Here is a 20,661-nt window from a genome sequence, read left to right as displayed (position 1 = left end):
CCGTGGCGAGGTATCGCCGCCCGCTACGACAAGAGCGCCGGGTCCTGTCGAGCAGCCGTCGCCCGCGCTTCGCTTCCGAGGTGGGCGTGGCATGTGAAGTGGCTCCGAGGGGTCGGCCCGGTTCTGTTGCCGCGTGGAAACGCCGTCATTCGGCCGCACGCCGCGCGATACCGGCGGACACCGGTCCGGCCCGCAGGCGTCCGGGCGGCAGGCCGGGGTAGACGGCTGACCGGCCCGCCCTTCGGCGCGGCCGGAACTCAGGAGAGGACATGATCAGCGTGAGCGACGCCGAGCACCGGAAGCAGACCCCCGACGGAGCGGCCGAACTCCTGGTTCGCTGCCTGGAGAACGAGGGCGTCGAGGTGGTGTTCGGCGTACCCGGCGAGGAGAACATCCGTTTCACCAACGCCCTCGCCCGCTCGGAGAAGATCCGCTACGTCCTCACCCGGCACGAGCAGGCCGCGTCTTTCATGGCGGAGATGCACGGCCGGCTCACTGGCTCGGCGGGTGTGATGTCCGCGACGCTGGGGCCCGGAGCGATCAACCTGATGCTGGGCGTCGCCGACGCCATGACGAACAGCACGCCCGTTGTCGCGATCACCGCCCAGGTCGGCAAGGAGCGCAACTACAAGGAGTCCCACCAGTTCGTGGACCTGGTGAGCATGTTCGCCCCGGTCACGAAGTGGTCGGCGGAGGTCCCGGCCACCCAGGCCATCCCCGAGATGGTGCGGCGCGCGTTCAAGACCGCGGAGTCCGAGCGGCCCGGCGCCGTCTACCTCGCCGTGCCCGAGGACGTCGACGAGGCGACGGACGGCTCGGACCTGCGCCCGCTGCGCAGGAACGTCGTGCAGCCCGAGGCGCCGTCCCCGCAGCAGATCAAGCGGGCGGTGGAGCTGCTGCGGGAGGCCCGCCGGCCGGTGATCCTCGCCGGACACGGCGCGGCGCGCGGCGGTGCCGAGGAGTCGCTGGCGGCGTTCGCCACCGCACTCGACGTGTCGACGGCGACCACCTTCCACGGCAAGGGCGTCCTGCCCGACGACCACCCGTGCGCGACCGGCACGTTCGGCTTCATGCGGCGCGACTACACCAACTTCGGGTTCGAGGAGGCCGACGTCGTCATCGCCGTCGGCTACGAGCTGCAGGAGTTCGACCCGTCCCGGATCAACCCGGACGGGGACAAGAAGATCATCCACATCCACCGCGTCCCGGCGGAGGTGGACGACAGCTACTCGGTCGACGTCGGCATCATCGGCGACATCTCCGCCTCCCTTGACGCCCTCGTCACCGAACTCGACGGCCTGCGCTGGACCGTCGACGACGAGGACACCGCGGCCACCCGCAAGCTGCTGGCCGAGGAACTCGAGCGGGGCGCCGCGGACGAGCGCTACCCGCTCGCCCCGCAGCGCGTCATCGCCGACACCCGCGCCGCGCTCGGTCGCGACGACATCGTGCTGGTCGACACCGGGGCGCTGAAGATGTGGATGGCCCGGCTCTATCCGACGTACGCGCCGAACACCTGCCTCATCTCCAACGGCCTGTCCACCATGGGCTTCTCGCTGCCCGGCGCGCTCGCGGTCCAGCTCGCCAGGCCGCAGACGAAGGTGCTGGCGGCGGTCGGCGACGGCTCGTTCCTCATGCACTCCCAGGAGATCGAGACGGCGGTTCGCGAGAACATCCCGCTGACCGTGCTGATCTGGGAGGACAACGGCTACGGGCTCATCAAGTGGAAGATGGACCTGGAGGTCGGGGAGAACTCCAACACCGACTTCGGCAACCCGGACATCGTCCAGTACGCCAGCAGCTTCGGGGCGAAGGGCTACCACATCGAGTCCGCCGGGGACCTGCTGCCGACGCTCCGTGAGGCACTGGCGGACCCGGGCGTGTCGATCATCAACTGCCCGGTGGACTACGCCGAGAACATGAACCTCATCGAGCACCTCGGGCACCTCGACTCGGCGCTCTGACCCCGCCCACCGCGCGGCCCCACCTCCGTTGCGGGCCGCGCGGGGGCCCTCCCACGGGGGGCGGTGCCCTCGGGTCTGCGGCATCGCGTGGCATTTGCCCGGCGCGGGGTAGACGGCCACCGTGAGGTTCGGCAGGTCGAGGAGAGGAACGTTTGTGATGCGTGCTCGGAGCATAGGTGCGGCAGCCGCCACGGGGCTGGCGCTGGTGGCCGCCCGCGACCTCGTGCAGAAGAAGCACGCGCTGCTGAGGAACTTCCCCCTGGTGGGACACGCCAGGTATGCGCTGGAGAAGATCGGCCCCGAGCTACGGCAGTACATCGTGACGTCCAACGACGAGGAGCGTCCCTTCAGCCGTGACCAGCGCAGCTGGATCTACGCGTCGGCGAAGGGGGAGAACAACTACTTCGGGTTCGGCACCGACAACGACATCGAGCACGTCCAGGGTTACGCATACGTGAAGCAGCGTACGTTCGCCGACGCGCTGCCCGATCTGAGCGACCCGCAGGCGGCGTTGCCCTCGGCCAAGGTGCTCGGCGGACCGCGCGGTCGCGCGAAGGCGTTCCGACCGGCGAGCGTCATCAACATCTCGGCGATGAGCTTCGGCTCGCTGTCCGCCGCGGCCGTCACGGCTCTCAACAAGGGCGCGGCGCTGGCCGGGACGATGCAGAACACCGGCGAGGGCGGCCTGTCGCCCTACCACCTCAACGGCGGGGACCTCGTCCTCCAGATCGGTACGTCGTACTTCGGCTGCCGCAACGAGGACGGGACGTTCAACCTCGACAAGCTCAAGTCCATGATCGCGGACGCGCCCGTCAAGGCGATCGAGATCAAGCTCTCGCAGGGCGCGAAGCCGGGGCTCGGCGGCATGCTGCCGGGCGCGAAGGTGAGCGACGAAATTGCCAGGATCCGCGACATTCCCGCAGGCGAGGACTGCGCCTCGCCGTCGCGGCACACCGCGTTCCACGACGTGGACTCGATGCTCGACTTCGTGGAACTTCTTGCCACGGAGACCGGGTTGCCGGTCGGGATCAAGAGCGCCATCGGGGAGATGGACTTCTGGGAGGAACTCGCCACCCTGATGGAGCGGGGCGATCGCGGGGTCGACTTCGTGACCGTCGACGGTGGCGAGGGCGGCACCGGGGCGGCTCCCCTGATCTTCTCCGACTCGGTGTCCCTGCCGTTCCGCACGGGCTTCACCCGCGTCTACGGCGTGTTCGCCGAGCGAGGCCTGACCGACGACATCACCTTCATCGGCTCCGGCAAGCTCGGCCTGCCCGAGAAAGCCGTCGTCGCCTTCGCCCTCGGCGTCGACATGATCAACGTGGGCCGTGAGGCGATGCTGTCCATCGGCTGCATCCAGGCCCAGAAGTGCCACACCGACAAGTGCCCCACCGGCATCGCCACCCAGAATCCGTGGCTGGCGCGCGGTATCGACGCATCCTCGAAGGGCGAGCGGGCCGCGATGTACCTGCGCACCCTGCGCAAGGATCTGCTGAAGGTCTCGGGCGCCGTCGGTGTCCTCCACCCGTCACTCATCACCCCCACCGACATAGACATCCTGAACGGCGACTACGACGCCCGCAGCCTGGGGAGTGTGTACGGCTACAAGGATGGCTGGGGCTCGCTCGGCCCGGAGCTCGCCGAGGAGCTCGCCGAGCTGCTCTCCACCTGAGCCGGCTGCCCGGCCACCTGTCGTCAACCACGGTCGCACCCCTCGGCGGTGGTCCGCTGACGCCCGAGGCCGACTCTTGTCGCCGTGCTCCAGGCACGGGGAGTTCGGCATGGCTCACCGGACGTCAGCCGACCAACGCTGAGATGAAGCCGACGGTCGCCCTCCTCCACGAGGTCTCGCGGGACCAGGTGACGAGTGGGGACCGTCGGCTTCGATCCCCATGAGGCCGAGGGGACGGGCGGAGAGCCGAGGGGGACCTCGGGTCACACGGTTCAGGCCGCGCTGGTGAGCCTCACCGGTTCGATGCCCGTCTCACTGTGCCGTTCGGCCCAGCTCTCCAGCGCTGTGCGGCAGGCGTGGTCGAGGTGGTGCAATCCTGAAAGGTCGAGTTCGACCGGGCGGTCCTGAGGCAGGGACTCCAGAGTGTCGAGGATCTTCGGCAGGCGGAGGAACGTGGCGTTGCCCGACACGTACGCCTCGATGGGACCCGCGCCCTTGTCGATGACTTCGAGCCTGACGTGCGAGGCCTCCCAGGCGGTCTTGGCGACGGCCAGCGCCAGACCGATCAGAACGCCTTCGAACATGTTCACCACGACGATGGCGAGAGCCGTGATGACCAGGATCGCCGCTTCGCCCTTGTGCTCTCGCCACAACCCGGCGATCTGGCGGAACGGGATCAGCTTCCAGCCCGCGTGGACGAGGATACCGGCGAGCGCGGGCAGCGGAATCAGAGCCAGGGCCGAGGGGAGTGCGGCGGCGAACAGCAGCAGCCACACGCCGTGCAGGACGCGTGACGCCTTCGTCCTCGCACCGGCGGTGACGTTGGCCGAACTGCGGACGATGACTGCGGTCATGGGCAGGGCGCCGAGCAGTCCGCAGACCGTGTTGCCCGTGCCCTGCGCGACCATCTCCTTGTCGTACTCGGTGCGCGGACCGTCGTGCATCCGGTCCACGGCGGCAGCGCTGAACAGACTCTCCGCCGAGGCGATCAGCGCAAAGGCGATGATCGTTCCCCAGATGGCGGGACTGGCCAGTTCGCCGAAGGCGGCGGCGCCGGGCGGCTGGACGACACCGAGGAGGCCTTCCACCTCGACGGTGGCGACCGGCAGTCCGAGGGTGAGTGTGAGGGCCGTCGTCAGCATCACCGCGGCGAGGGCCCCGGGCACGGACTGGGCGCGCTTCGGCAGCCTCTTCCACAGCACGATGACGGCGATGGTGCCCGCACCGATCGCGAGGGAAGCCAACGCCTCGGCGCTCCCGTACACGTCGGCGAACGCGCCGGGCAGACCCGTGATCTTCCCGACGCCGGTCTCCGGAGCCTTCAGCCCCGCCGCGGCGTAGATCTGCCCGGCGATGATCACCAGGCCGATGCCGCAGAGCATGCCCTCGACGACAGAGACGGATATCGCCCTGAACCAGCGACCGATCCGGAAGAAGCCCATGGCGAGCTGGAGCAGACCCGCGATCAGCACGATCACACCGAGAGTACCGACCCCGAACTCACTGACCGCCTCGAAGACGATCACCGTCAGCCCGGCGGCCGGCCCTGACACCTGGAGACTGCTTCCGCGCATGAAGCCGGTGACGAGGCCGCCGACGATACCGGTGATGAGCCCCAGCTCGGCGGGGACACCGGAGGCGACCGCCACTCCCACACACAGGGGCACCGCGACGAGGAAGACGACGACGGAGGCGAAGAAGTCCTGACGCAGGTAAGGGAACTTGGACAGCATAGTGATCACCCGTTCCTTCAGAGCGTCTCGAAGGAGTGCGTCCCCGTGCGGTATTCGTGTACGAGGCCGGTGTGGACCTCGTAGTACCAGCCGTGCATGCGCAGGGCGCCGGCTTGCAGGCGTTGCTCGACGCAGGGGTAGGAGCGCAGCCGCAGAAGCTGCGTCAGGACGTGGTTCTGCACAGCCTCGGCGACCGTCGGGTCGGCCGGGTCGGAGCACTCGGGCTCGTCCGCGGCGTGCGCGAGCCAGTCCCGTACGGCGGGAACGGTGTTCAGATCGTCACCGCGCACCACGGCACCGACCGCGCCGCAGTGGGAGTGGCCGCACACCACAACGTCCGTGACGCCGAGGACTTTCACGGCGTACTCGATCGTCGCTGCCTCGCCGGTGGGAGTGGCCGATACGTAGGGGGGAACGATGTTGCCGGCGGTGCGCAGCTCGAAAAGCTCGCCGGGCCGCGCACCTGTGATCAGGGCCGGTACGACCCGGGAGTCGGAGCAGGTGATGAACAGGACTTCAGGGGACTGTCCTGCGGCGAGGTCCGCGAACTCCTCGGGCCGCCGGCCGAAGGTGCGTGCGTTGTCGATGAGAGGCTGCATGGCGTGGTGAATCCTCCTGGCGCGCCGCGATGGCGCGTCGGACTTGCGTGACGGAGATGTGGGGGGCGTTCCACCGGCTGAGCAGCGGAACATCTGGCGTGTGGCCCGGAAAGGGCCGTGGATCTGCTCGACGCTCGACCACGCACAACGCTGGGCGCGGACGTGTCGAGCTTGGTCACCGTCTTCGGTTCGCGGCCGCCGGCGACCGGTCGGTCGCTCCCGACGTATGCGCGTCCGTGTGGTGGCGGACACGCGTCCGAGGCTGCCCTGCCGGGTCACCATGGGGCGGGCGGACGGAAAGGCACGGGGCCTCGTGCGGCAGTTCCAGGACGGACGAGGTGCCCCTGACCTGGATGCCGGTGTAAGGAGAGCGAACGGCGTGCGGAGGCACGGCAGGAGACGAAACCGCACGGAGCGGAGAAGCGGGCAGCAGGGTGCCGCAGAGCGCTGGTGCGCTTTGGGTCGTCGCAGCTCGCAACAGGCTCGTCCCTCCCGGCTGGTTCACGCGTATGGCTCGGACCAAGAGATGGTCATCGAATGATCAAGAACACCATAGGTAGGTAAAGCCGCGTCCAGGGTTAACTCCACGTGTCGGCCGAGAGAAAGACCTGAAAGCAAGCATCGCCTGGCCGAATCCGCGCCCGATCCTGGAACCCCGCCACCCCGAAGAGTCACGTGTTCCAGCACCCGCATATTCCGAATGAAGATGCATTGGGCACAGCCGGTCGGCCGACCGATCGGCCCGGCCGCAGATGTCGTTCGGCCGCTGTCTGCTCCAGGGGGCGCGGTGGGCGGCAATGGCCCCCGGCAGCCCTCTCGCACCTTCTTTCGAGCAGCCTGCCCGGGCGCGGTGACGGGTGTGTGGAGCGGCAGCGGGCACAGTCTTCGGCGAACCTGGACGGCCTGCGCCGCCCGGCCTGCCCGGCGAGCCCCGAACCGTGGGCGGCTCGGGGCTCGCGGGCTGTTCGCGACTCCTCCACAGGTCGAACACGCAGTGCTCGATGACGATGAAGCGCAGCTCGTCCAGGGTTCTGACGAGGCGGCGACCATCCCGGAAGTACCTTCTTCGAGTGCTCCGGTCGCCGTCTCTTGAAGGAGTTGGGTGGCGTCCTGCTCCCGGTCGGCCGTCATGCCCGGGCCGTGTGGCGCCTCGGCATCAGCCCCGGGAGATCTCACCCACGACATACGCGCCGGCCGAGATGAGGCAGACCGCGCCTACTCCCAGGAAGAGGACTCGCGTGACCGACTTGCCGATCAGCGCATTGCGCGCGTCCTGTCGCGCCGCGATCATCCTGCCTTGCGCCCGGGATGCATGGATTCCGATGGTGACGAACAGCACTCCGAGCAGGACCAGTACGACAGCGACGATCATGATGGGCCTCCTGGTGGGTAATTGCCTGTTGACGAAGTCTTCGGCGGAATGACTTCCGAATTCCGTCGCTGCGTAGCTGCCGAATCCGACCGCAAGACCCGCGCCACCCCCGTGGTGACGCCGAAGGCGGCCGCTGTTGCCCAACTGGTGGCCCCCATGAGCGTGCCACCGGTCCATGCCTGCCAGGCCGGTAAAGCCCGCTTCGGTAGCGCCGCCGGCGAATTCACTGACGACTCCGCCGATATCGAATGCCTGTTCAATCTTGTCCGCGAACCAGCCCGGTCCGAGGAGTTGGGTGGGGTCCTGATGGCCGCCGGAGAAGCGGTAGGACTGGGTGCCGTTTCCGGGGCCCCGCCTGCACCGTCCCCCGGGGCAGCCCGCGCTTCCCATTCGTCGTGGGCGCGGTCTGCCCCGTTGCCCGTGTTCCGCGTGGCGGGGAGGGTGCGAGACTGGCCGGTATGGACATCCGCCGCAGGAACAACGTCACCGTCACCGGCCGTACGGACGGGCCGGTGCTCCTGCTGGCGCACGGATTCGGCTGCGACCAGAACATGTGGCGGCTGGTCGTGCCGGCGCTGGCCGAGGACTACCGGCTGGTGCTCTTCGACTACGTGGGCTCGGGGAAGTCGCTGCCTGCCGCCTGGAGCGAGCAGCGCTACAGCTCCCTCGCGGGCTACGCACAGGACGTGCTGGAGGTCTGCGAGGAGCTGGACCTGCGGGAGGTCACGTTCGTGGGGCATTCGGTCAGCGCCATGGTGGGGGTGCTCGCCGCGGCCACAGCACCGGAACGCTTCTCGCACCTGGTGATGATCGCTCCCTCGCCCCGCTACATCGATGACGACGGCTACCGGGGCGGCTTCAGCGCCGAGGACATCGACGAGCTGCTGGAGTCGCTGGAGTCGAACTATCTGGGCTGGTCGGCGGCGATGGCCCCAGCCATCATGGGCAACCCTGAGCGGCCCGAGCTCGGCCAGGAGCTCACCACGTCGTTCTGTGCGACGGACCCGGACATGGCGCGTGTCTTCGCCCGCACCACGTTCCTGTCCGACAGCCGCGCGGACCTGAAAACGGTCACCGTGCCAACGCTGATCCTGGAGTGCCGCCAGGACGTGATCGCCCCGCCCGAGGTCGGTGCCCACGTCCGCGACGCGATCCCCGGCAGCACACTGGTCACCCTGGATGCGACCGGGCACTGCCCGCAGCTCAGTGCCCCGCAGGCCACCACTGCGGCGATCACCGACTTCCTCGGAACACGCCGGTGATGTGCCGTACCAGCCAGTCGTCCGAGCCCAGCGGGGACGAGGGCGTGGAGGCCACCGACGCGGCGTTCACGGCGCTCCTGGAGGACAGCGCCGAGGAGTTGTACGAGCAGGCGCCGTGCGGGTATCTGTCGACACTGATGGACGGCACCATCGCGAAGATCAACAGCACGCTGCTGGACTGGCTGGGCCTGGACCGCGCCGAGGTGGTGGGCCGGATGCGGTTCACCGACCTGCTCACCATGGGCGGCAAGCTCTACCACGAGACCCACTTCGCCCCGGCGCTCCAGATGCAGGGCGGGGTCAGCGGCATCGCCCTGGACATCAGGACCGCCGCCGGCCGGATGCCGGTGCTCGTCACCTCGAAGGTGAGGACCAGCACCGACGGCGAGCCGGTACTGATCCGCACCACCGTCTTCGACGCCCGCGACCGCCGCGCCTACGAGAGGGAACTGCTGCGCGGCCGTAAGGCCGCCGAGGAGGCCCGCCGCCAGGCGGAGGCCGACCGCGAGCGTCTCCAGGAGGCCCTTGCCGTCCTCCAGCAGAACCTGCTGCCCGCGGTGCTGCCCGCCATCCCGGGCCTGGAGGCCGGCTGCTACTACCACACCGCTTCCCCCGACCTGCTCGGCGGAGACTTCTACGATCTGTTCCCCCTGGACTGCGGCCGGTGGGCGTTCTTCCTGGGCGACGTGTGCGGCAAAGGTCCGCAGGCCGCCGCCGTCACCTCCCTGACCCGGTACACCCTGCGCGCCGCCGCCCTGCACGACGCCGACCCCGTCACCGTGCTGACCACGCTCAACACCGTCCTGCACGAGCGCTACCGCAGCGGCGACACCAGGTACTGCACCGCCGTGTTCGGCACCCTCGAACTGGACCCCGCGGGCGGTCACGTCGACGTCCACCTGGCCTCCGGCGGCCACCCCTCGACGCTGGTCCAGCGTGCCGACGGCAGCGCCGGATACCTGCCCACCCCTGGCGGCATGCTCATCGGTGTCCTGCCCCGGGTCCAGTTCAGCGCCGCCCGCACCCGCCTGCTGCCCGGCGACACCCTGCTGCTCTACACCGACGGCCTCACCGAAGCCCGCACCGGTCCCGGCCGGGAGATCTACGGCGAGGACGCCCTGCACGCCTTCACCACCGGACAGCCCCCAGCAGGCCCCCAGTCCCTGATCACCGCCCTGTCCGGACTCCTCGCCTCCTTCGGCGACGGCCTCGACGACGACACCGCACTCCTCGCCCTGGGCATCCCGGCCCCCGCCGGGGCCACCACCTCCGTGAGGACAACCTGAGATGACCGCGCTGACCATCACTTCCCGCTGCACCGCCACCGGCCCCGTACTGGAGGTACACGGCGGCCTCGACCACGAGTCCGCACCGGACCTGCGCAAGGCGGTGGACGGTCTCACCCTGGCCCCGGGGCACCTGCTGGTGATGGATCTCGCCGCCCTCGACTTCTGCGACTCCAGCGGCATCGCCGTCCTGCTGGCCGCCCGGAACCTGGCGGGCGAACAAGGCGCCGACATCGCCCTGGCCGCAGTCCCCGCCAACACCGCCCGCATCCTGGCCATCGTCGGTCTGGACCGGGTCTTCACCTTCCACCCGGACACGTCGGCCGCCACGATCAGCCCGGCGAAGCAGACCTCGTAACCATGCCGCGCCGTTGCCCCCCTCATATAGGAACGAGCGGTCCGTCGGCAGACGATCTCGGCGACGACCTCGGCAGGCTGTACTTCGCCTTGCCGAGGAGGAGGACGATCCGCACCGTGGACTGCCCCTTTCGATGGCCGAGGAACTCAAGGACATTCCTCACCATCGGTCACCCTTGGTTACTATGCTTCTCCATTGATTACAAGGTTGAAGAGATGGGTGGTCTGCGAAAGTGTTGCAAGAAGTCGTAGCGACTCGCTATGTCACCCCCCTGCGTGAGGGTGGCTCGCTCCCCGGGATCGTCGAGGCCGACGACCTGGGCACGTACGTCATGAAGTTCACCGGGGCGGGTCAGGGTCGCAAGACGCTCGTCGCGGAGATCATCTGCGGGGAGCTGGGCCGTCGCCTGGGGCTGCGGGTGCCGGAGCTGGTGACCATCGAGCTCGACCCCGTCATCGGCCTCGCCGAGCCCGACGAGGAGGTGCAGGAGCTGCTCCGCGCGAGCGGCGGACTGAACCTGGGGATGGACTACCTGCCCGGCTCGTTCGGGTTCGACCCCCTCGCCTACGAGGTCGGGGCGGCCGAGGCCGGTCGGATCGTCTGGTTCGACGCGCTGATCAACAACGTCGACCGCTCCTGGCGCAACCCGAACCTGCTCGTCTGGCACGGCGACCTCTGGCTCATCGACCACGGCGCGACCATGATCTGGCACCACAACTGGCCCGGCGCCCAGGCCTCCGCCGCCAAGCCGTACAACGCGTCCGACCACGTCCTGGCGCCCTTCGGGCCGGACATCGCGGCCGCGGCCGCCGAGCTCGCCCCGCTGGTCACCGAGGAGCTGCTCACCGAGGTCGCCGCGGACGTGCCGGACGTCTGGCTGGCCGACGAGCCCGGCTTCGCCTCCGCCGACGAGGTGCGCCGGGCCTACATCGCCCCGCTGCTCGCGCGGGCTGCGACCGTCCACGAGCGGATCACGCTGGACGCGCCCACCGCGACCCGGCCCTCCCAGGCTCCGGGCTGGCTCACCGACCGGCTGCCACCACGGCGGAAGCAGGCCGCGGGCGACGACCGCGCCGCGGCGGTCGCCCGCACCGGCGAGGAGGGCGGCCGATGACGCGCCGCGACGTCTTCGAGTACGCGCTCCTGCGCGTGGTGCCCCGTGTCGAGCGGGGGGAGTGCTTCAACGCCGGGGTGCTCGTCTACTGCCGGGCCCACGCGTTCGTCGCCGCCCGTACGCACCTCGACGAGGCGAAGCTGAAGGCCCTCGATCCGGACGCCGACGTCGTCGGGGTGCGGGCCGCCCTGCGCGCCGTGGAAGGGGTCTGCGGCGGTGGTGAGGGGGCCGGTCAGGCGGCGGACGACGACGCCGGGCGGCGGTTCCGCTGGCTGATCGCCCCACGCTCCACGGTCGTCCAGCCCGGCGCCGTGCACAGCGGGCTGACCACCGACCCGGCCGGTGAGGTGGACCGGCTGCTCGACCTCCTCGTGCGCTGATCCGCGCCCCGGCCGGACCCTGACGTCCCGCCGGGCGGGCGCTTGCGCCCGGTGTGACGTGCGGCCCGCCGGGGCGTGCGCCGTTGACACCGGGTGCCAGGGCTTCTAGCGTCTCGTCTGCTGAAGGTACTAAGCGGTTGCTCAGCAATCGGGAGTCTTTCTGTCAGGGAAACGCTCCGACGTCCGCTGAGCCCCGATCCAAGGGCGAGGAGAACCAAGCATGTCCACCACCGAGCAGCGCGTCGCCATCGTGACGGGAGCGGCGCGGGGCATCGGCGCCGCCACCGCCGTACGTCTCGCGGCCGAGGGCCGTTCCGTCGCCGTACTCGATCTCGACGAGGCGGCCTGCAAGGACACGGTCGAGAAGATCACCGCCGCCGGGGGCACCGCGCTCGCCGTCGGCTGCGACGTGTCGGACGCCGGCCAGGTGGAAGCCGCCGTCGCGCGGGTCGCCGCCGAGCTGGGCGCGCCGACGATCCTCGTGAACAACGCGGGCGTGCTCCGCGACAACCTGCTGTTCAAGATGAGCGAGTCCGACTGGGACGTCGTGATGAACGTGCACCTCAAGGGCGCGTTCCTGATGGCGAAGGCCGTCCAGGCCCACATGGTCGAGGCCAAGTTCGGCCGGATCGTCTCGCTCTCCTCCTCCTCGGCCCTCGGCAACCGGGGCCAGGCCAACTACTCCGCGGTCAAGGCGGGGCTCCAGGGCCTCACCAAGACGCTGGCCAAGGAGCTCGGCAAGTTCGGTGTCACCGCCAACGCCGTCGCGCCCGGCTTCATCGTCACCGAGATGACCGCGCAGACCGCCGAGCGCGTCGGCATGGGCTTCGAGGAGTTCCAGGCCGCGGCCGCCACCCAGATCCCGGTCCAGCGCGTCGGCCGTCCCGAGGACGTCGCGAACGCCATCGCCTTCTTCGCGGGCGACGACGCGGGCTTCGTCTCCGGCCAGGTCATGTACGTGGCCGGCGGACCCCTCAACTGATCCGAAGGGCAGCGGACATCATGACGGTGCAGGACAGCGGAAAGGTCGCCCTCGTCACGGGCGCCAGCCGGGGCATCGGCTACGGGATCGCCGAGGCGCTCGTCGCCCGCGGCGACCGGGTCGCGATCACCGGGCGGGGCGAGGACGCCCTGAAGGAGGCCGTGGAGCGGCTCGGCGCCGACCGGGTCATCGCCATCCCCGGCAAGGCGCACGACGAGGCGCACCAGGCCGCGGCGGTCGAGCGCACGATGGAGGCGTTCGGCCGGGTCGACTACCTGGTGAACAACGCCGGGACCAATCCGGTCTTCGGACCCATGGCGGAGCTCGACCTGAACGTCGCCCGCAAGGTCTACGAGACCAATGTGATCTCGGCGCTCGGCTTCGCCCAGCAGACCTGGAAGGCCTGGCAGAAGGAGAACGGCGGGGCGATCGTGAACATCGCCTCGGTCGCCGGCGTCGCCCCCTCGCCCTTCATCGGCGCGTACGGGATGAGCAAGGCGGCCATGATCAACCTCACCGCCCAGCTGGCGCACGAGTTCGCCCCGGTCGTCCGGGTCAACGCCATCGCCCCGGCCGTGGTCAAGACCCGGTTCGCCGAGGCCCTCTACGAGGGGCGTGAAGCGGAGGCGGCGGCAGCCTACCCGCTGGGCAGGCTCGGTGTGCCCGAGGACATCGGGGGTGCGGCGGCGTTCCTCACCTCCGCGCAATCGGACTGGATCACCGGCCAGACCCTCGTGGTCGACGGGGGAATTTTCCTCAACGCCGGCGTGGGCTGAGAGCGGCCTGGGCCGGTTTGGCCCCGATTGAGTCAAGTGCCCCGCCGGGCCAGCGGATTGACCGGTGGGGCGCTGCGGTATGGTCTGCCGACCCATGGCTGATCGAGGAGCGTGCACGTGTTCTACCGGGCCAGTCTGCAGGCTGCTGCAGCCCTAGCTTCCCTTTCTCTGCTGGCCGGCTGCGGTCTCCTTTCCGACAGCGGATCGGAAGTGGACCAGAAGATAACCGTCGGGACGACCAGCTCACCGTCCACACTCGATCCCGCGGCAGCCTGGGACGGTTCCTGGGAGCTGATGCGGAACGTCTACCAGACCCTGGTGAGCTTCCCCTCGGGCAGCACGAGCCCGGAACCGGACGCGGCGGAGTCCTGCAAGTTCACCGACGCCACGAGCATGGCGTACCGGTGCACGCTCAAGAAGAACCTGACGTTCTCCAACGGCGAGAAGCTCGACGCCGAGGCAGTGAAGTACTCGATCGACCGCATCGTGGACATCCACTTCAAGGGCGGCCCGGCCGGAATGCTCGGCTCCCTGGACCGGATCGAGACCAAGGGCGACGACACGGTCATCTTCCACCTGAACAAGTCCGACGCCACGTTCCCGTTCATCCTGGCCACGCCCGCCATGTCGCTCGTCGCCCCCGGCGACTACCGCAAGGACAAGATCCGCGACGACGGCAAGGTCACCGGCTCCGGCCCCTACCTCCTGGAGTCCTACGAGGACCGGGTCACCGCCGAGCTGAAGAAGAACCCGGACTACAAGGGCTTCGCCAACCGGAAGAACGACGCGGTCACGATCCGCTACTTCGAGAAGTCCGCCGACATGGTGAGCGCGCTCAAGGCGGACGAGATCGACGCGACCTACCGGGGTCTGACCGCCGAGGAGGTCGTCAGCCTGGAGGACAACAAGGACGACAACGCCGGCCTCCAGATCGTCGAGTCCACCGGCGCCGACATCCGCTTCCTGGTCTTCAACCCGAAGGACCCGGCCGCCGCGAACCCCGCCGTCCGCAAGGCCATCGCCCACGTCGTGGACCGCGACGCGCTGGTCGCCAAGGTCTACCGGGGAACCGCCGAGCCGCTCTACTCGATGGTCCCCAAGGGCATCGCCGGACACACCACGAGCTTCTTCGACACCTTCGGCGACCCGGACGTCGAGAAGGCGAAGAACATCCTCACCAAGGCCGGTATCACCGAGCCGGTGAAGATGAAGTTCTGGTACACCACCGACCGGTACGGATCCTCCACGGAGCCCGAGTTCGAGGAACTCAAGCGGCAGCTGGAGGACTCCGGGCTGTTCGAGATCACGCTCCGGGGCGAGCCCTGGAAGGTCTTCCAGGAAGGCTTCAACAAGGGCGAGTACCCGGTCTTCGGCCGCGGCTGGTTCCCGGACTTCCCGGACCCCGACAACTTCATCGCCCCCTTCGTGGGCAAGGAGAGCGTCACCGGCACCCCCTACATCAACAAGGAGATCACCCAGCAGCTGATCCCCGCCTCGCGGCAGGAGAGCGACCGGGGCGCGGTCAGCAAGCAGTTCGAGCGGGCCCAGGAGATCCTCGTCGAGGACGTCCGCCTGCTGCCGCTGTGGCAGGGCAAGCTCTACGTCGCCGCGGGCGAGGACATCGGCGGCGGCGAGCGCGCACTCGACCCGCAGACCGTGATGCAGCTGTGGGAGCTGTACCGCAAGGCCAGCTGGTAGACGTCGTACGGAGGGGCTCCCGGGGCCCGTTGTCAGTGGTGACCGGTAGGTTCGGGGATCAAGAACCTGTTGCTCACCGGAGGTTGTGGACGTGACCGATATCGACCTGCTGCCCGAGTCCTGGCGCGCAGTCCTCGGCGAAGAACTCCAGAAGCCGTACGTCAAGGAGCTCGCGGACTTCGTCGAGGAGGAGCGGGCCAAGGGGCCCGTGTACCCGCCCCGCGAGCAGGTCTTCGCCGCCCTGGACGCCACGCCGTACGAGAAGGTGAAGGTCCTCGTCCTCGGCCAGGACCCGTATCACGGCGAGGGCCAGGGGCACGGGCTCTGCTTCTCCGTGCGGCCCGGCGTGAAGACGCCGCCGTCGCTGCGGAACATCTACAAGGAGATGCATCAGGAGCTCGGCCTGCCGATTCCGGACAACGGCTATCTGATGCCCTGGGCCGAGCAGGGTGTCCTCCTGCTCAACGCGGTGCTCACCGTCCGGGGCGGCGAGGCCAACTCCCACAAGAACAAGGGCTGGGAGAAGATCACCGACGCCGTGATCCGCGCCGTCGCCGACCGGCCCGACCCGGCGGTCTTCGTGCTCTGGGGCAACTACGCGCAGAAGAAGCTGCCCCTGATCGACGAGGAGCGCCACGTGGTGGTGAAGGGCGCGCACCCCTCGCCGCTCTCCGCGAAGAAGTTCTTCGGCTCCCGCCCCTTCACGCAGATCAACGAAGCCGTGGCCGCCCAGGGGCACCAGCCGATCGACTGGCGGATCCCCGAGCTGGGCTGAGTACCGGCCGACGGGCCCGACGGACGGGCCTCGATGCCCGTGTCTGACCGGTTGCGGGGAAGCCCGGCGTTAGCGTCGGACCGACGGCAACCGGCTGGACCGGCGACGGAGGAGACCGCAGTGGTGGAGCAGCAGGAGGCGTCCGAGGACGCCGTCATGACCAGGATCGGCCAGGCGATCATGCTGCTCCACGGAGGTGACCGCGAGGAGGCCCGCAACCGCTTCGGCGCGCTCTGGTCGGAGCTCGGGGCGGACGGGGACGCCCTGCACCGCTGCACCCTCGCGCACTACATGGCCGACACCCAGGACGACCCCGGCGACGAGCTGGCCTGGGACCTGCGCGCCCTGACGGCCGCCGAGGCACTGAGAACCGGCGAGGGGCCGGGAGGCGGGGACGGACCGGGCGCCGCCGGGGGCGGGGGCGGCGGCCCGGGCGCGGAACACCGGGACACCCCGGCCGTCCGGGCGTTCTACCCCTCGCTGCACCTCAACCTCGCGGCGGACTACCTCAAACTCCAGCGCCCCGACTCGGCCCGCGTCCACCTCCAGCGGGCCCGCGCCGCGGCCGAGTCGCTCGCGGACGACGGGTACGGCGGCGGTGTCCGCGCCGCCATCGACCGCCTGGAGCTCCGCCTGCGGGAGCAGTGACCCGCGGCGGCGGGAGCGTCAGCGGCCGTACGCCTGCGAACAGATCCGGGACTCCGGGCTGCCCCCGGGCCAGCCGCCGTACCCCCGGCCGAGCGCGCAGACGTCCACCCCGCCGCCGTGGACGCGGGGCAGGGCGGGCACGGTCACGGAGGGGACCCCGGCGACCCGGCGCGGTGCCCGGGACTCCGGCGGGTCCGGGCGCTCCCGGGGACGGGAGGCCTCCGCCGGCGCGGTGCGCCGGGTCCGCGGCGGGTCGCCGGCGGCGGGGGAGGACGGCGGGGCAGCCGACGGGCCCGGTTCCGGCACGGCCTCCAGCGCCTGGCGGGCTGGTGGCTGCACGATCTGCGGGGCCACGTCCTGGGCCGGCCCGGTGGCGCCGGGATACGGCGGGGGAACGGCCCGGGGCTCGACCGAGACGCAGCCGGAGACGGCCGTGACCGTCAGCCCGACCAGGAGTTGCGCGGCGATTCTGGTTCTCTGCACGCGGGTAACTCTGCGGTGCGGCCCGCCCGTCGCGGGCCCGGAGGGCGCGGAATGGCCCGCACGAGTGACCCGGTCAGCAGCGCGCCCCCAAGGGCGCGTCACCCATGATCATGTCCCTGGTCAGGGGTTTCGCGAGCGGAACCGGTGCGCGGGCCCACCGTGGCCGCGGCGTATGCTGCCGGGGCGCGAACAGCCGCGTACCGCGGCGCGGCACGGCGACAGGGAGACCTCGTGAAGATCGGTTGCATCGGGCTCGGCGACATCGCGCAGAAGGCGTACCTGCCGGTGCTCACCGCCGTACCGGGGGCCGAACTGCATCTGCAGACCCGCACCCCCGCCACGCTCCACACGGTCGGCGACACCCACCGCGTGCCGGCCGACCGCCGTCACACGACCCTCGACTCGCTTCTCGCCGCCGGGCTGGACGCGGCGTTCGTGCACGCCCCCACCGCCGTGCATCCGCAGATCGTGGAACGGCTCCTCGAAGCCGGTGTCGCCACCTATGTCGACAAGCCGATCGCCTATGAGTACGCCGAAACCGAGCGGCTGGTGAACCTCGCCGAGGAACGCGGCGTCAGCCTCGCCGTCGGCTTCAACCGCCGTTTCGCCCCGGGCTACGCGCAGTGCGCGGAGCACCCGCGCGAGCTGATCCTCATGCAGAAGAACCGGGTCGGACTGCCCGAGGACCCGCGGACGATGATCCTCGACGACTTCATCCACGTCGTCGACACCCTGCGCTTCCTGGTCCCGGGCACCGTCGACCGCATCACCGTGCGGGCCCGGATCGTGGACGGGCTGATGCACCACGTGGTGCTCCAGCTCTCCGGCGACGGATTCACCGCGATCGGCATGATGAACCGGCTGAACGGGTCGACCGAGGAGATCCTCGAAGTCTCCGGCCAGGACTCCAAGCGACAGGTCCTCAACCTCGCGGACATCGTCGACCACAAGGGGCAGCCCACCGTGCGCCGGCGCGGCGACTGGGTTCCCGTGGCCCGGCAGCGCGGCATCGAAGCCTGCGTGCACGCCTTCCTCGACGCCGTGCGCCGGGGCGAGACGCTCAGTGCCCGGGACTCCCTGGCGACCCATGAGCTGTGCGAGCGGGTGGTCCGGGAGGCCCTGGAGCAGGCCTCCTGAGGGCCCGCAGCCCCTCGACGGCGCACAGCACGGCAAGCGCCGCCAGCGCCCCGTACACCGGCCAGTCGCCGAGCCGGTTGTAGAGGGTGCTCCCGCCGGCCAGCGGCAGGTCGAACACCTCCGCCGCGCTCGCGTCCGTGCCGAGCGGGCGCCCCACCCGCTCACCCCGGGGCCCGTACGCCGCGCTGATCCCGGTGAGCGTCGCATGGACCATCGGGCGGCCGTTCTCGGCGGCCCGCAGCGCCCCCAGCGAGGCGTGCTGGGCCGGGGCCCAGCTGTGCTGGAACGTGGAGGTGGCGGACTGGGCGACGATCACCTGCGCGCCGTCGCGCACCAGCCTGCGGCTCATGTCGGGGAACGCCGTCTCGAAGCAGACCAGGGGGCCGATCCGCAGCCCCCGCGCCCCGTCCGGCAGGGTCATCACCACCTGGCGGTCGCCGCGCAGCCGGTCCTCGCCCGCGGCCTTGCCCACGGAGGTCGCCCATCCCAGCAGGGAGCGGGCGGGGACGTACTCGCCGAACGGGACCAGGCGCATCTTGTCGTAACGATCCCCGGTCGGCCCGTCGGGGCCCACGAGCACCGCCGACTTGAAGATCCCCGACCGTCCCGAGCCGTCCGTCTGCCGGGCGTCCACATTGACCAGCAGATCCGCACCGACCAGGCGGGACAGCCCGGCCAGTCGCCGCGCGGTCTCCGGGCGCTCCCAGGCGCCCGCCCCGATACTGCTCTCGCCCCACACCACCAGGTCCACGCCCCGGCCCCGCAGTGCACGGGTCAGCTCCTCGCCCCGGTCGAAGCGGCGAGCGACGCTGCCCGGTCCCTCCACCACGCCCGGCTGCACCACGGCGATCCTGACCGCACCGGTCTCCGTGGGCCGCGGCGCCCAGGCCCACACCGCCGCGACGGACAGGGCGCACACCGCCAGCAGGACGCCGCCCGTCCTACGGGCCGCCCGGTCGGCGACCAGCAGGGCCACGCCGGTGTTCACCGCGAGCACCAGCAGACTCACCAGCCACACCCCGCCCACCGAGGCGACGCGCAGGGCGGGGGCGACGTCCCACTGACTCGCGCCGAGGAGCCCCCAGGGCCCGCCGAGACCCTCCCAGGACCGGACCAGCTCGATCATCAGCCACCCGGAGGGCACGACCACCACGGCGGCGACGGCTCGCCCCGCGGAAGGGGACCCGCCGAGCAGCCGCGCCACCAGCAGCCCCCAGGGCGCCCAGAGCAGCCCCAGCAGGGCGGCCAGCAGCACGATGAAGACGTGGAGGCTCGGCATCAGCCAGTGGTGCACCGCGACGACGAAGCCGATGCCGCCGATCCAGCCGTCCAGTGCCGCCCGGCGCGGCGAGCGGGCGCCGCGGATCAGCAGCAGCCAGGGGACCAGCGCCACATAGGCGAACCACCAGAGTCCGGGGGCGGGGAAGGCGAGCGCGGGCAGCGCGCCGGCCAGCAGTGCCGCAGCGCCCCGGGCCCAGGCGGACGAGAGCGCCCCCTCGCGGGCGGAGCCCCGTCCGCGGGGTCCCGGGCCGTCATCCGGAGGTCCGTCGCCGGAGGCGTCGTCCCCGGCACGGCCGCCGGATCCGCCCGCGGCAGCCGTGCCCGCCGCGTGACGACGGGCCGGGAGACGCGCGCCCCGGATTCGCATGCCGTGCCCTCCTCGGTCGTGCGCGGCGGGCGGTCGCCGTCACCGCGTCAACCCCTGGATACCCAGTGTGGGGGAGGTGATCCCCGCCGGACACAGGACACGGGCCGAGCGGGGCACGGGGGCGGGGAACCGGGGCGCGGGGGAGGGGCGCGGGCCCGGGGTCCTCGCGGTGGCGGTGCGGCGGCGGTGCGAAGGAGGGGCTATCCGCCCGGGGCCCGTCGCCACTTCTCGTGGACGGTGACCGTACGGATCAGCCAGGCCGGTTCGGCGCGGCGCAGCTCGAAGGTGTACCGCCCGCCGGTCACGAAGTCGGGCGTCGCGACGCCGGGCGGCCCGGACTCCGCCCCGTCCGCCTCCGGTCCGTCCGCCGTCCTGTGGGCCAGGCACATCGGGTTGAGGTAGTCGGCCCGCACCTCGGCCCGGTCGCCCGTGTAGCCGCCCAGGTCCTCCAGGTCGATCCGGCGGTTGACGATCAGGTGCTGACGTACGGGGAAGAGGCGCATCGTCTCCTCCAGCCACCGGGCGATCTCGTCGGCCGGGCCCTCCACGCCCCCGGCGCCCCGGTAGTCCGCGCGGCCGTCCGGGGTGAACAGGGCGCCGTAGTCCGACCAGGCCCCGTCGTCGACGGCCACCGCGTACCCGGTGATCACCGCATCGATGGCAAGCCGGTCCAGTACGGTCGCGAGTGCCACACGCTGTGTCATCGGGCAAGTCTCGGTCAAGCCGCCCGCCAGGCCAAGAGGCCCGTACCGACGGGCCGCGTCCGGCGACCCG

General features: G+C 70.6%; 19 protein-coding genes. 13 read left to right on the top strand and 6 right to left on the bottom strand.

Translation table 11 applies throughout. The features are described from left to right. Nucleotides 1–269: 269 nt before the first annotated feature. Both DTB53_RS02375 and DTB53_RS02370 read left to right on the top strand, forming a co-directional pair. The gene (locus DTB53_RS02375) at nucleotides 270–1,964 is read left to right on the top strand and encodes an acetolactate synthase large subunit (protein WP_003970523.1); all 1,695 of its coding nucleotides are present in this window, start codon (nucleotides 270–272) and stop codon (nucleotides 1,962–1,964) included. A gap of 157 nt (nucleotides 1,965–2,121) precedes the next feature. Then, nucleotides 2,122–3,636, top strand: coding sequence for an FMN-binding glutamate synthase family protein (locus tag DTB53_RS02370; RefSeq protein WP_003970524.1), 1,515 nt, complete (start codon nucleotides 2,122–2,124; stop codon nucleotides 3,634–3,636). 272 nt (nucleotides 3,637–3,908) lie between these two features. Here the strand turns inward: DTB53_RS02370 and DTB53_RS02365 are convergent, their stop codons facing one another. The 3 genes from DTB53_RS02365 to DTB53_RS02355 all read right to left on the bottom strand — a co-directional run bounded on the left by DTB53_RS02365 (nucleotide 3,909) and on the right by DTB53_RS02355 (nucleotide 7,340). Then, complete coding sequence (locus DTB53_RS02365; protein WP_042497597.1) at nucleotides 3,909–5,369, bottom strand: SulP family inorganic anion transporter; 1,461 nt, start codon at nucleotides 5,367–5,369, stop codon at nucleotides 3,909–3,911. 17 nt (nucleotides 5,370–5,386) lie between these two features. After that, complete coding sequence (locus DTB53_RS02360; protein ID WP_003970526.1) at nucleotides 5,387–5,968, bottom strand: carbonic anhydrase; 582 nt, start codon at nucleotides 5,966–5,968, stop codon at nucleotides 5,387–5,389. A 1,156-nt stretch (nucleotides 5,969–7,124) separates the two neighbouring features. Next, a complete protein-coding gene (locus tag DTB53_RS02355) occupies nucleotides 7,125–7,340 on the bottom strand; it encodes a hypothetical protein (RefSeq protein WP_042497600.1) in 216 nt (71 codons plus the stop codon). Nucleotides 7,341–7,798: 458 nt separating this feature from the next. Here DTB53_RS02355 and DTB53_RS02350 point away from each other — a divergent pair, with 458 nt between their 5' ends. The 10 genes from DTB53_RS02350 (at nucleotide 7,799) to DTB53_RS02305 (ending at nucleotide 16,619) form a co-directional block, all read left to right on the top strand. Next, complete coding sequence (locus DTB53_RS02350; protein ID WP_012381791.1) at nucleotides 7,799–8,602, top strand: alpha/beta fold hydrolase; 804 nt, start codon at nucleotides 7,799–7,801, stop codon at nucleotides 8,600–8,602. Further along, on the top strand, nucleotides 8,602–9,888 hold the full coding sequence (locus tag DTB53_RS02345) for a PP2C family protein-serine/threonine phosphatase (RefSeq protein ID WP_042497603.1): 1,287 nt from the start codon (nucleotides 8,602–8,604) through the stop codon (nucleotides 9,886–9,888). The genes DTB53_RS02350 and DTB53_RS02345 overlap by 1 nt, the downstream gene beginning before the upstream one ends. A 1-nt stretch (nucleotide 9,889) precedes the next feature. Continuing rightward, complete coding sequence (locus DTB53_RS02340) at nucleotides 9,890–10,246, top strand: STAS domain-containing protein (RefSeq protein WP_012381793.1); 357 nt, start codon at nucleotides 9,890–9,892, stop codon at nucleotides 10,244–10,246. A gap of 232 nt (nucleotides 10,247–10,478) precedes the next feature. Then, nucleotides 10,479–11,360: a HipA family kinase gene (locus DTB53_RS02335; protein ID WP_003970531.1), complete on the top strand. Its 882-nt coding sequence runs from the start codon at nucleotides 10,479–10,481 to the stop codon at nucleotides 11,358–11,360. Then, nucleotides 11,357–11,740 (top strand): DUF3037 domain-containing protein, encoded by a 384-nt coding sequence (locus DTB53_RS02330; RefSeq protein WP_003970532.1) that lies wholly within the window; start codon nucleotides 11,357–11,359, stop codon nucleotides 11,738–11,740. The genes DTB53_RS02335 and DTB53_RS02330 overlap by 4 nt, the downstream gene beginning before the upstream one ends. A 220-nt stretch (nucleotides 11,741–11,960) precedes the next feature. Next, nucleotides 11,961–12,722: a 3-oxoacyl-ACP reductase FabG gene (fabG, locus tag DTB53_RS02325; RefSeq protein ID WP_003970533.1), complete on the top strand. Its 762-nt coding sequence runs from the start codon at nucleotides 11,961–11,963 to the stop codon at nucleotides 12,720–12,722. Between the two features lie 20 nt (nucleotides 12,723–12,742). Next, nucleotides 12,743–13,498 (top strand): SDR family oxidoreductase, encoded by a 756-nt coding sequence (locus tag DTB53_RS02320; protein WP_003970534.1) that lies wholly within the window; start codon nucleotides 12,743–12,745, stop codon nucleotides 13,496–13,498. Nucleotides 13,499–13,615: 117 nt separating this feature from the next. Then, nucleotides 13,616–15,196: an ABC transporter substrate-binding protein gene (locus DTB53_RS02315; protein ID WP_030704259.1), complete on the top strand. Its 1,581-nt coding sequence runs from the start codon at nucleotides 13,616–13,618 to the stop codon at nucleotides 15,194–15,196. Between the two features lie 91 nt (nucleotides 15,197–15,287). Beyond that, complete coding sequence (locus DTB53_RS02310) at nucleotides 15,288–15,971, top strand: uracil-DNA glycosylase (protein ID WP_042498897.1); 684 nt, start codon at nucleotides 15,288–15,290, stop codon at nucleotides 15,969–15,971. Between the two features lie 120 nt (nucleotides 15,972–16,091). Continuing rightward, nucleotides 16,092–16,619 carry a hypothetical protein gene (locus tag DTB53_RS02305; RefSeq protein WP_042497607.1) on the top strand — a complete coding sequence of 176 codons (528 nt, stop codon included), beginning with the start codon at nucleotides 16,092–16,094 and terminating at the stop codon, nucleotides 16,617–16,619. Between the two features lie 18 nt (nucleotides 16,620–16,637). On the opposite strand, the gene DTB53_RS02300 is transcribed toward DTB53_RS02305, so the two are convergent. Next, nucleotides 16,638–17,102, bottom strand: coding sequence for a hypothetical protein (locus tag DTB53_RS02300; protein WP_012381797.1), 465 nt, complete (start codon nucleotides 17,100–17,102; stop codon nucleotides 16,638–16,640). 231 nt (nucleotides 17,103–17,333) lie between these two features. On the opposite strand from DTB53_RS02300, the gene DTB53_RS02295 reads away from it, so the two are divergent. Continuing rightward, nucleotides 17,334–18,239 (top strand): Gfo/Idh/MocA family protein, encoded by a 906-nt coding sequence (locus DTB53_RS02295; RefSeq protein WP_003970539.1) that lies wholly within the window; start codon nucleotides 17,334–17,336, stop codon nucleotides 18,237–18,239. Here the strand turns inward: DTB53_RS02295 and lnt are convergent. Together lnt and DTB53_RS02280 are read right to left on the bottom strand one after the other, a co-directional pair. Then, nucleotides 18,163–19,887, bottom strand: coding sequence for an apolipoprotein N-acyltransferase (gene lnt / locus DTB53_RS02290; RefSeq protein WP_012381798.1), 1,725 nt, complete (start codon nucleotides 19,885–19,887; stop codon nucleotides 18,163–18,165). The two genes, DTB53_RS02295 and lnt, sit on opposite strands and share 77 nt — an antisense overlap. Nucleotides 19,888–20,087: 200 nt before the next feature. Next, nucleotides 20,088–20,591, bottom strand: coding sequence for a nuclear transport factor 2 family protein (locus DTB53_RS02280; protein WP_012381799.1), 504 nt, complete (start codon nucleotides 20,589–20,591; stop codon nucleotides 20,088–20,090). Nucleotides 20,592–20,661 lie beyond the last annotated feature (70 nt).

The sequence above is a fragment of the Streptomyces griseus genome (genome assembly GCF_900460065.1).
In the GTDB taxonomy this organism is placed as follows: domain Bacteria; phylum Actinomycetota; class Actinomycetes; order Streptomycetales; family Streptomycetaceae; genus Streptomyces; species Streptomyces griseus.
Note: the sequence above shows the minus strand (reverse complement) of the source record. Positions and strands in the feature narration are given on the sequence as shown.

What these genes read in the sequence shown, in the direction of transcription:
- DTB53_RS02340 (WP_012381793.1), top strand. Translation starts at nt 9,890, where the DNA reads ATGACCGCGCTGACCATCACTTCCCGCTGCACCGCCACCGGCCCCGTA.
- lnt (WP_012381798.1), bottom strand. Translation starts at nt 19,887, where the DNA reads ATGCGAATCCGGGGCGCGCGTCTCCCGGCCCGTCGTCACGCGGCGGGC.
- DTB53_RS02330 (WP_003970532.1), top strand. Translation starts at nt 11,357, where the DNA reads ATGACGCGCCGCGACGTCTTCGAGTACGCGCTCCTGCGCGTGGTGCCC.
- fabG (WP_003970533.1), top strand. Translation starts at nt 11,961, where the DNA reads ATGTCCACCACCGAGCAGCGCGTCGCCATCGTGACGGGAGCGGCGCGG.
- DTB53_RS02350 (WP_012381791.1), top strand. Translation starts at nt 7,799, where the DNA reads ATGGACATCCGCCGCAGGAACAACGTCACCGTCACCGGCCGTACGGAC.
- DTB53_RS02280 (WP_012381799.1), bottom strand. Translation starts at nt 20,591, where the DNA reads ATGACACAGCGTGTGGCACTCGCGACCGTACTGGACCGGCTTGCCATC.
- DTB53_RS02320 (WP_003970534.1), top strand. Translation starts at nt 12,743, where the DNA reads ATGACGGTGCAGGACAGCGGAAAGGTCGCCCTCGTCACGGGCGCCAGC.
- DTB53_RS02375 (WP_003970523.1), top strand. Translation starts at nt 270, where the DNA reads ATGATCAGCGTGAGCGACGCCGAGCACCGGAAGCAGACCCCCGACGGA.
- DTB53_RS02365 (WP_042497597.1), bottom strand. Translation starts at nt 5,369, where the DNA reads ATGCTGTCCAAGTTCCCTTACCTGCGTCAGGACTTCTTCGCCTCCGTC.
- DTB53_RS02370 (WP_003970524.1), top strand. Translation starts at nt 2,122, where the DNA reads ATGCGTGCTCGGAGCATAGGTGCGGCAGCCGCCACGGGGCTGGCGCTG.
- DTB53_RS02360 (WP_003970526.1), bottom strand. Translation starts at nt 5,968, where the DNA reads ATGCAGCCTCTCATCGACAACGCACGCACCTTCGGCCGGCGGCCCGAG.
- DTB53_RS02345 (WP_042497603.1), top strand. Translation starts at nt 8,602, where the DNA reads ATGTGCCGTACCAGCCAGTCGTCCGAGCCCAGCGGGGACGAGGGCGTG.
- DTB53_RS02355 (WP_042497600.1), bottom strand. Translation starts at nt 7,340, where the DNA reads ATGATCGTCGCTGTCGTACTGGTCCTGCTCGGAGTGCTGTTCGTCACC.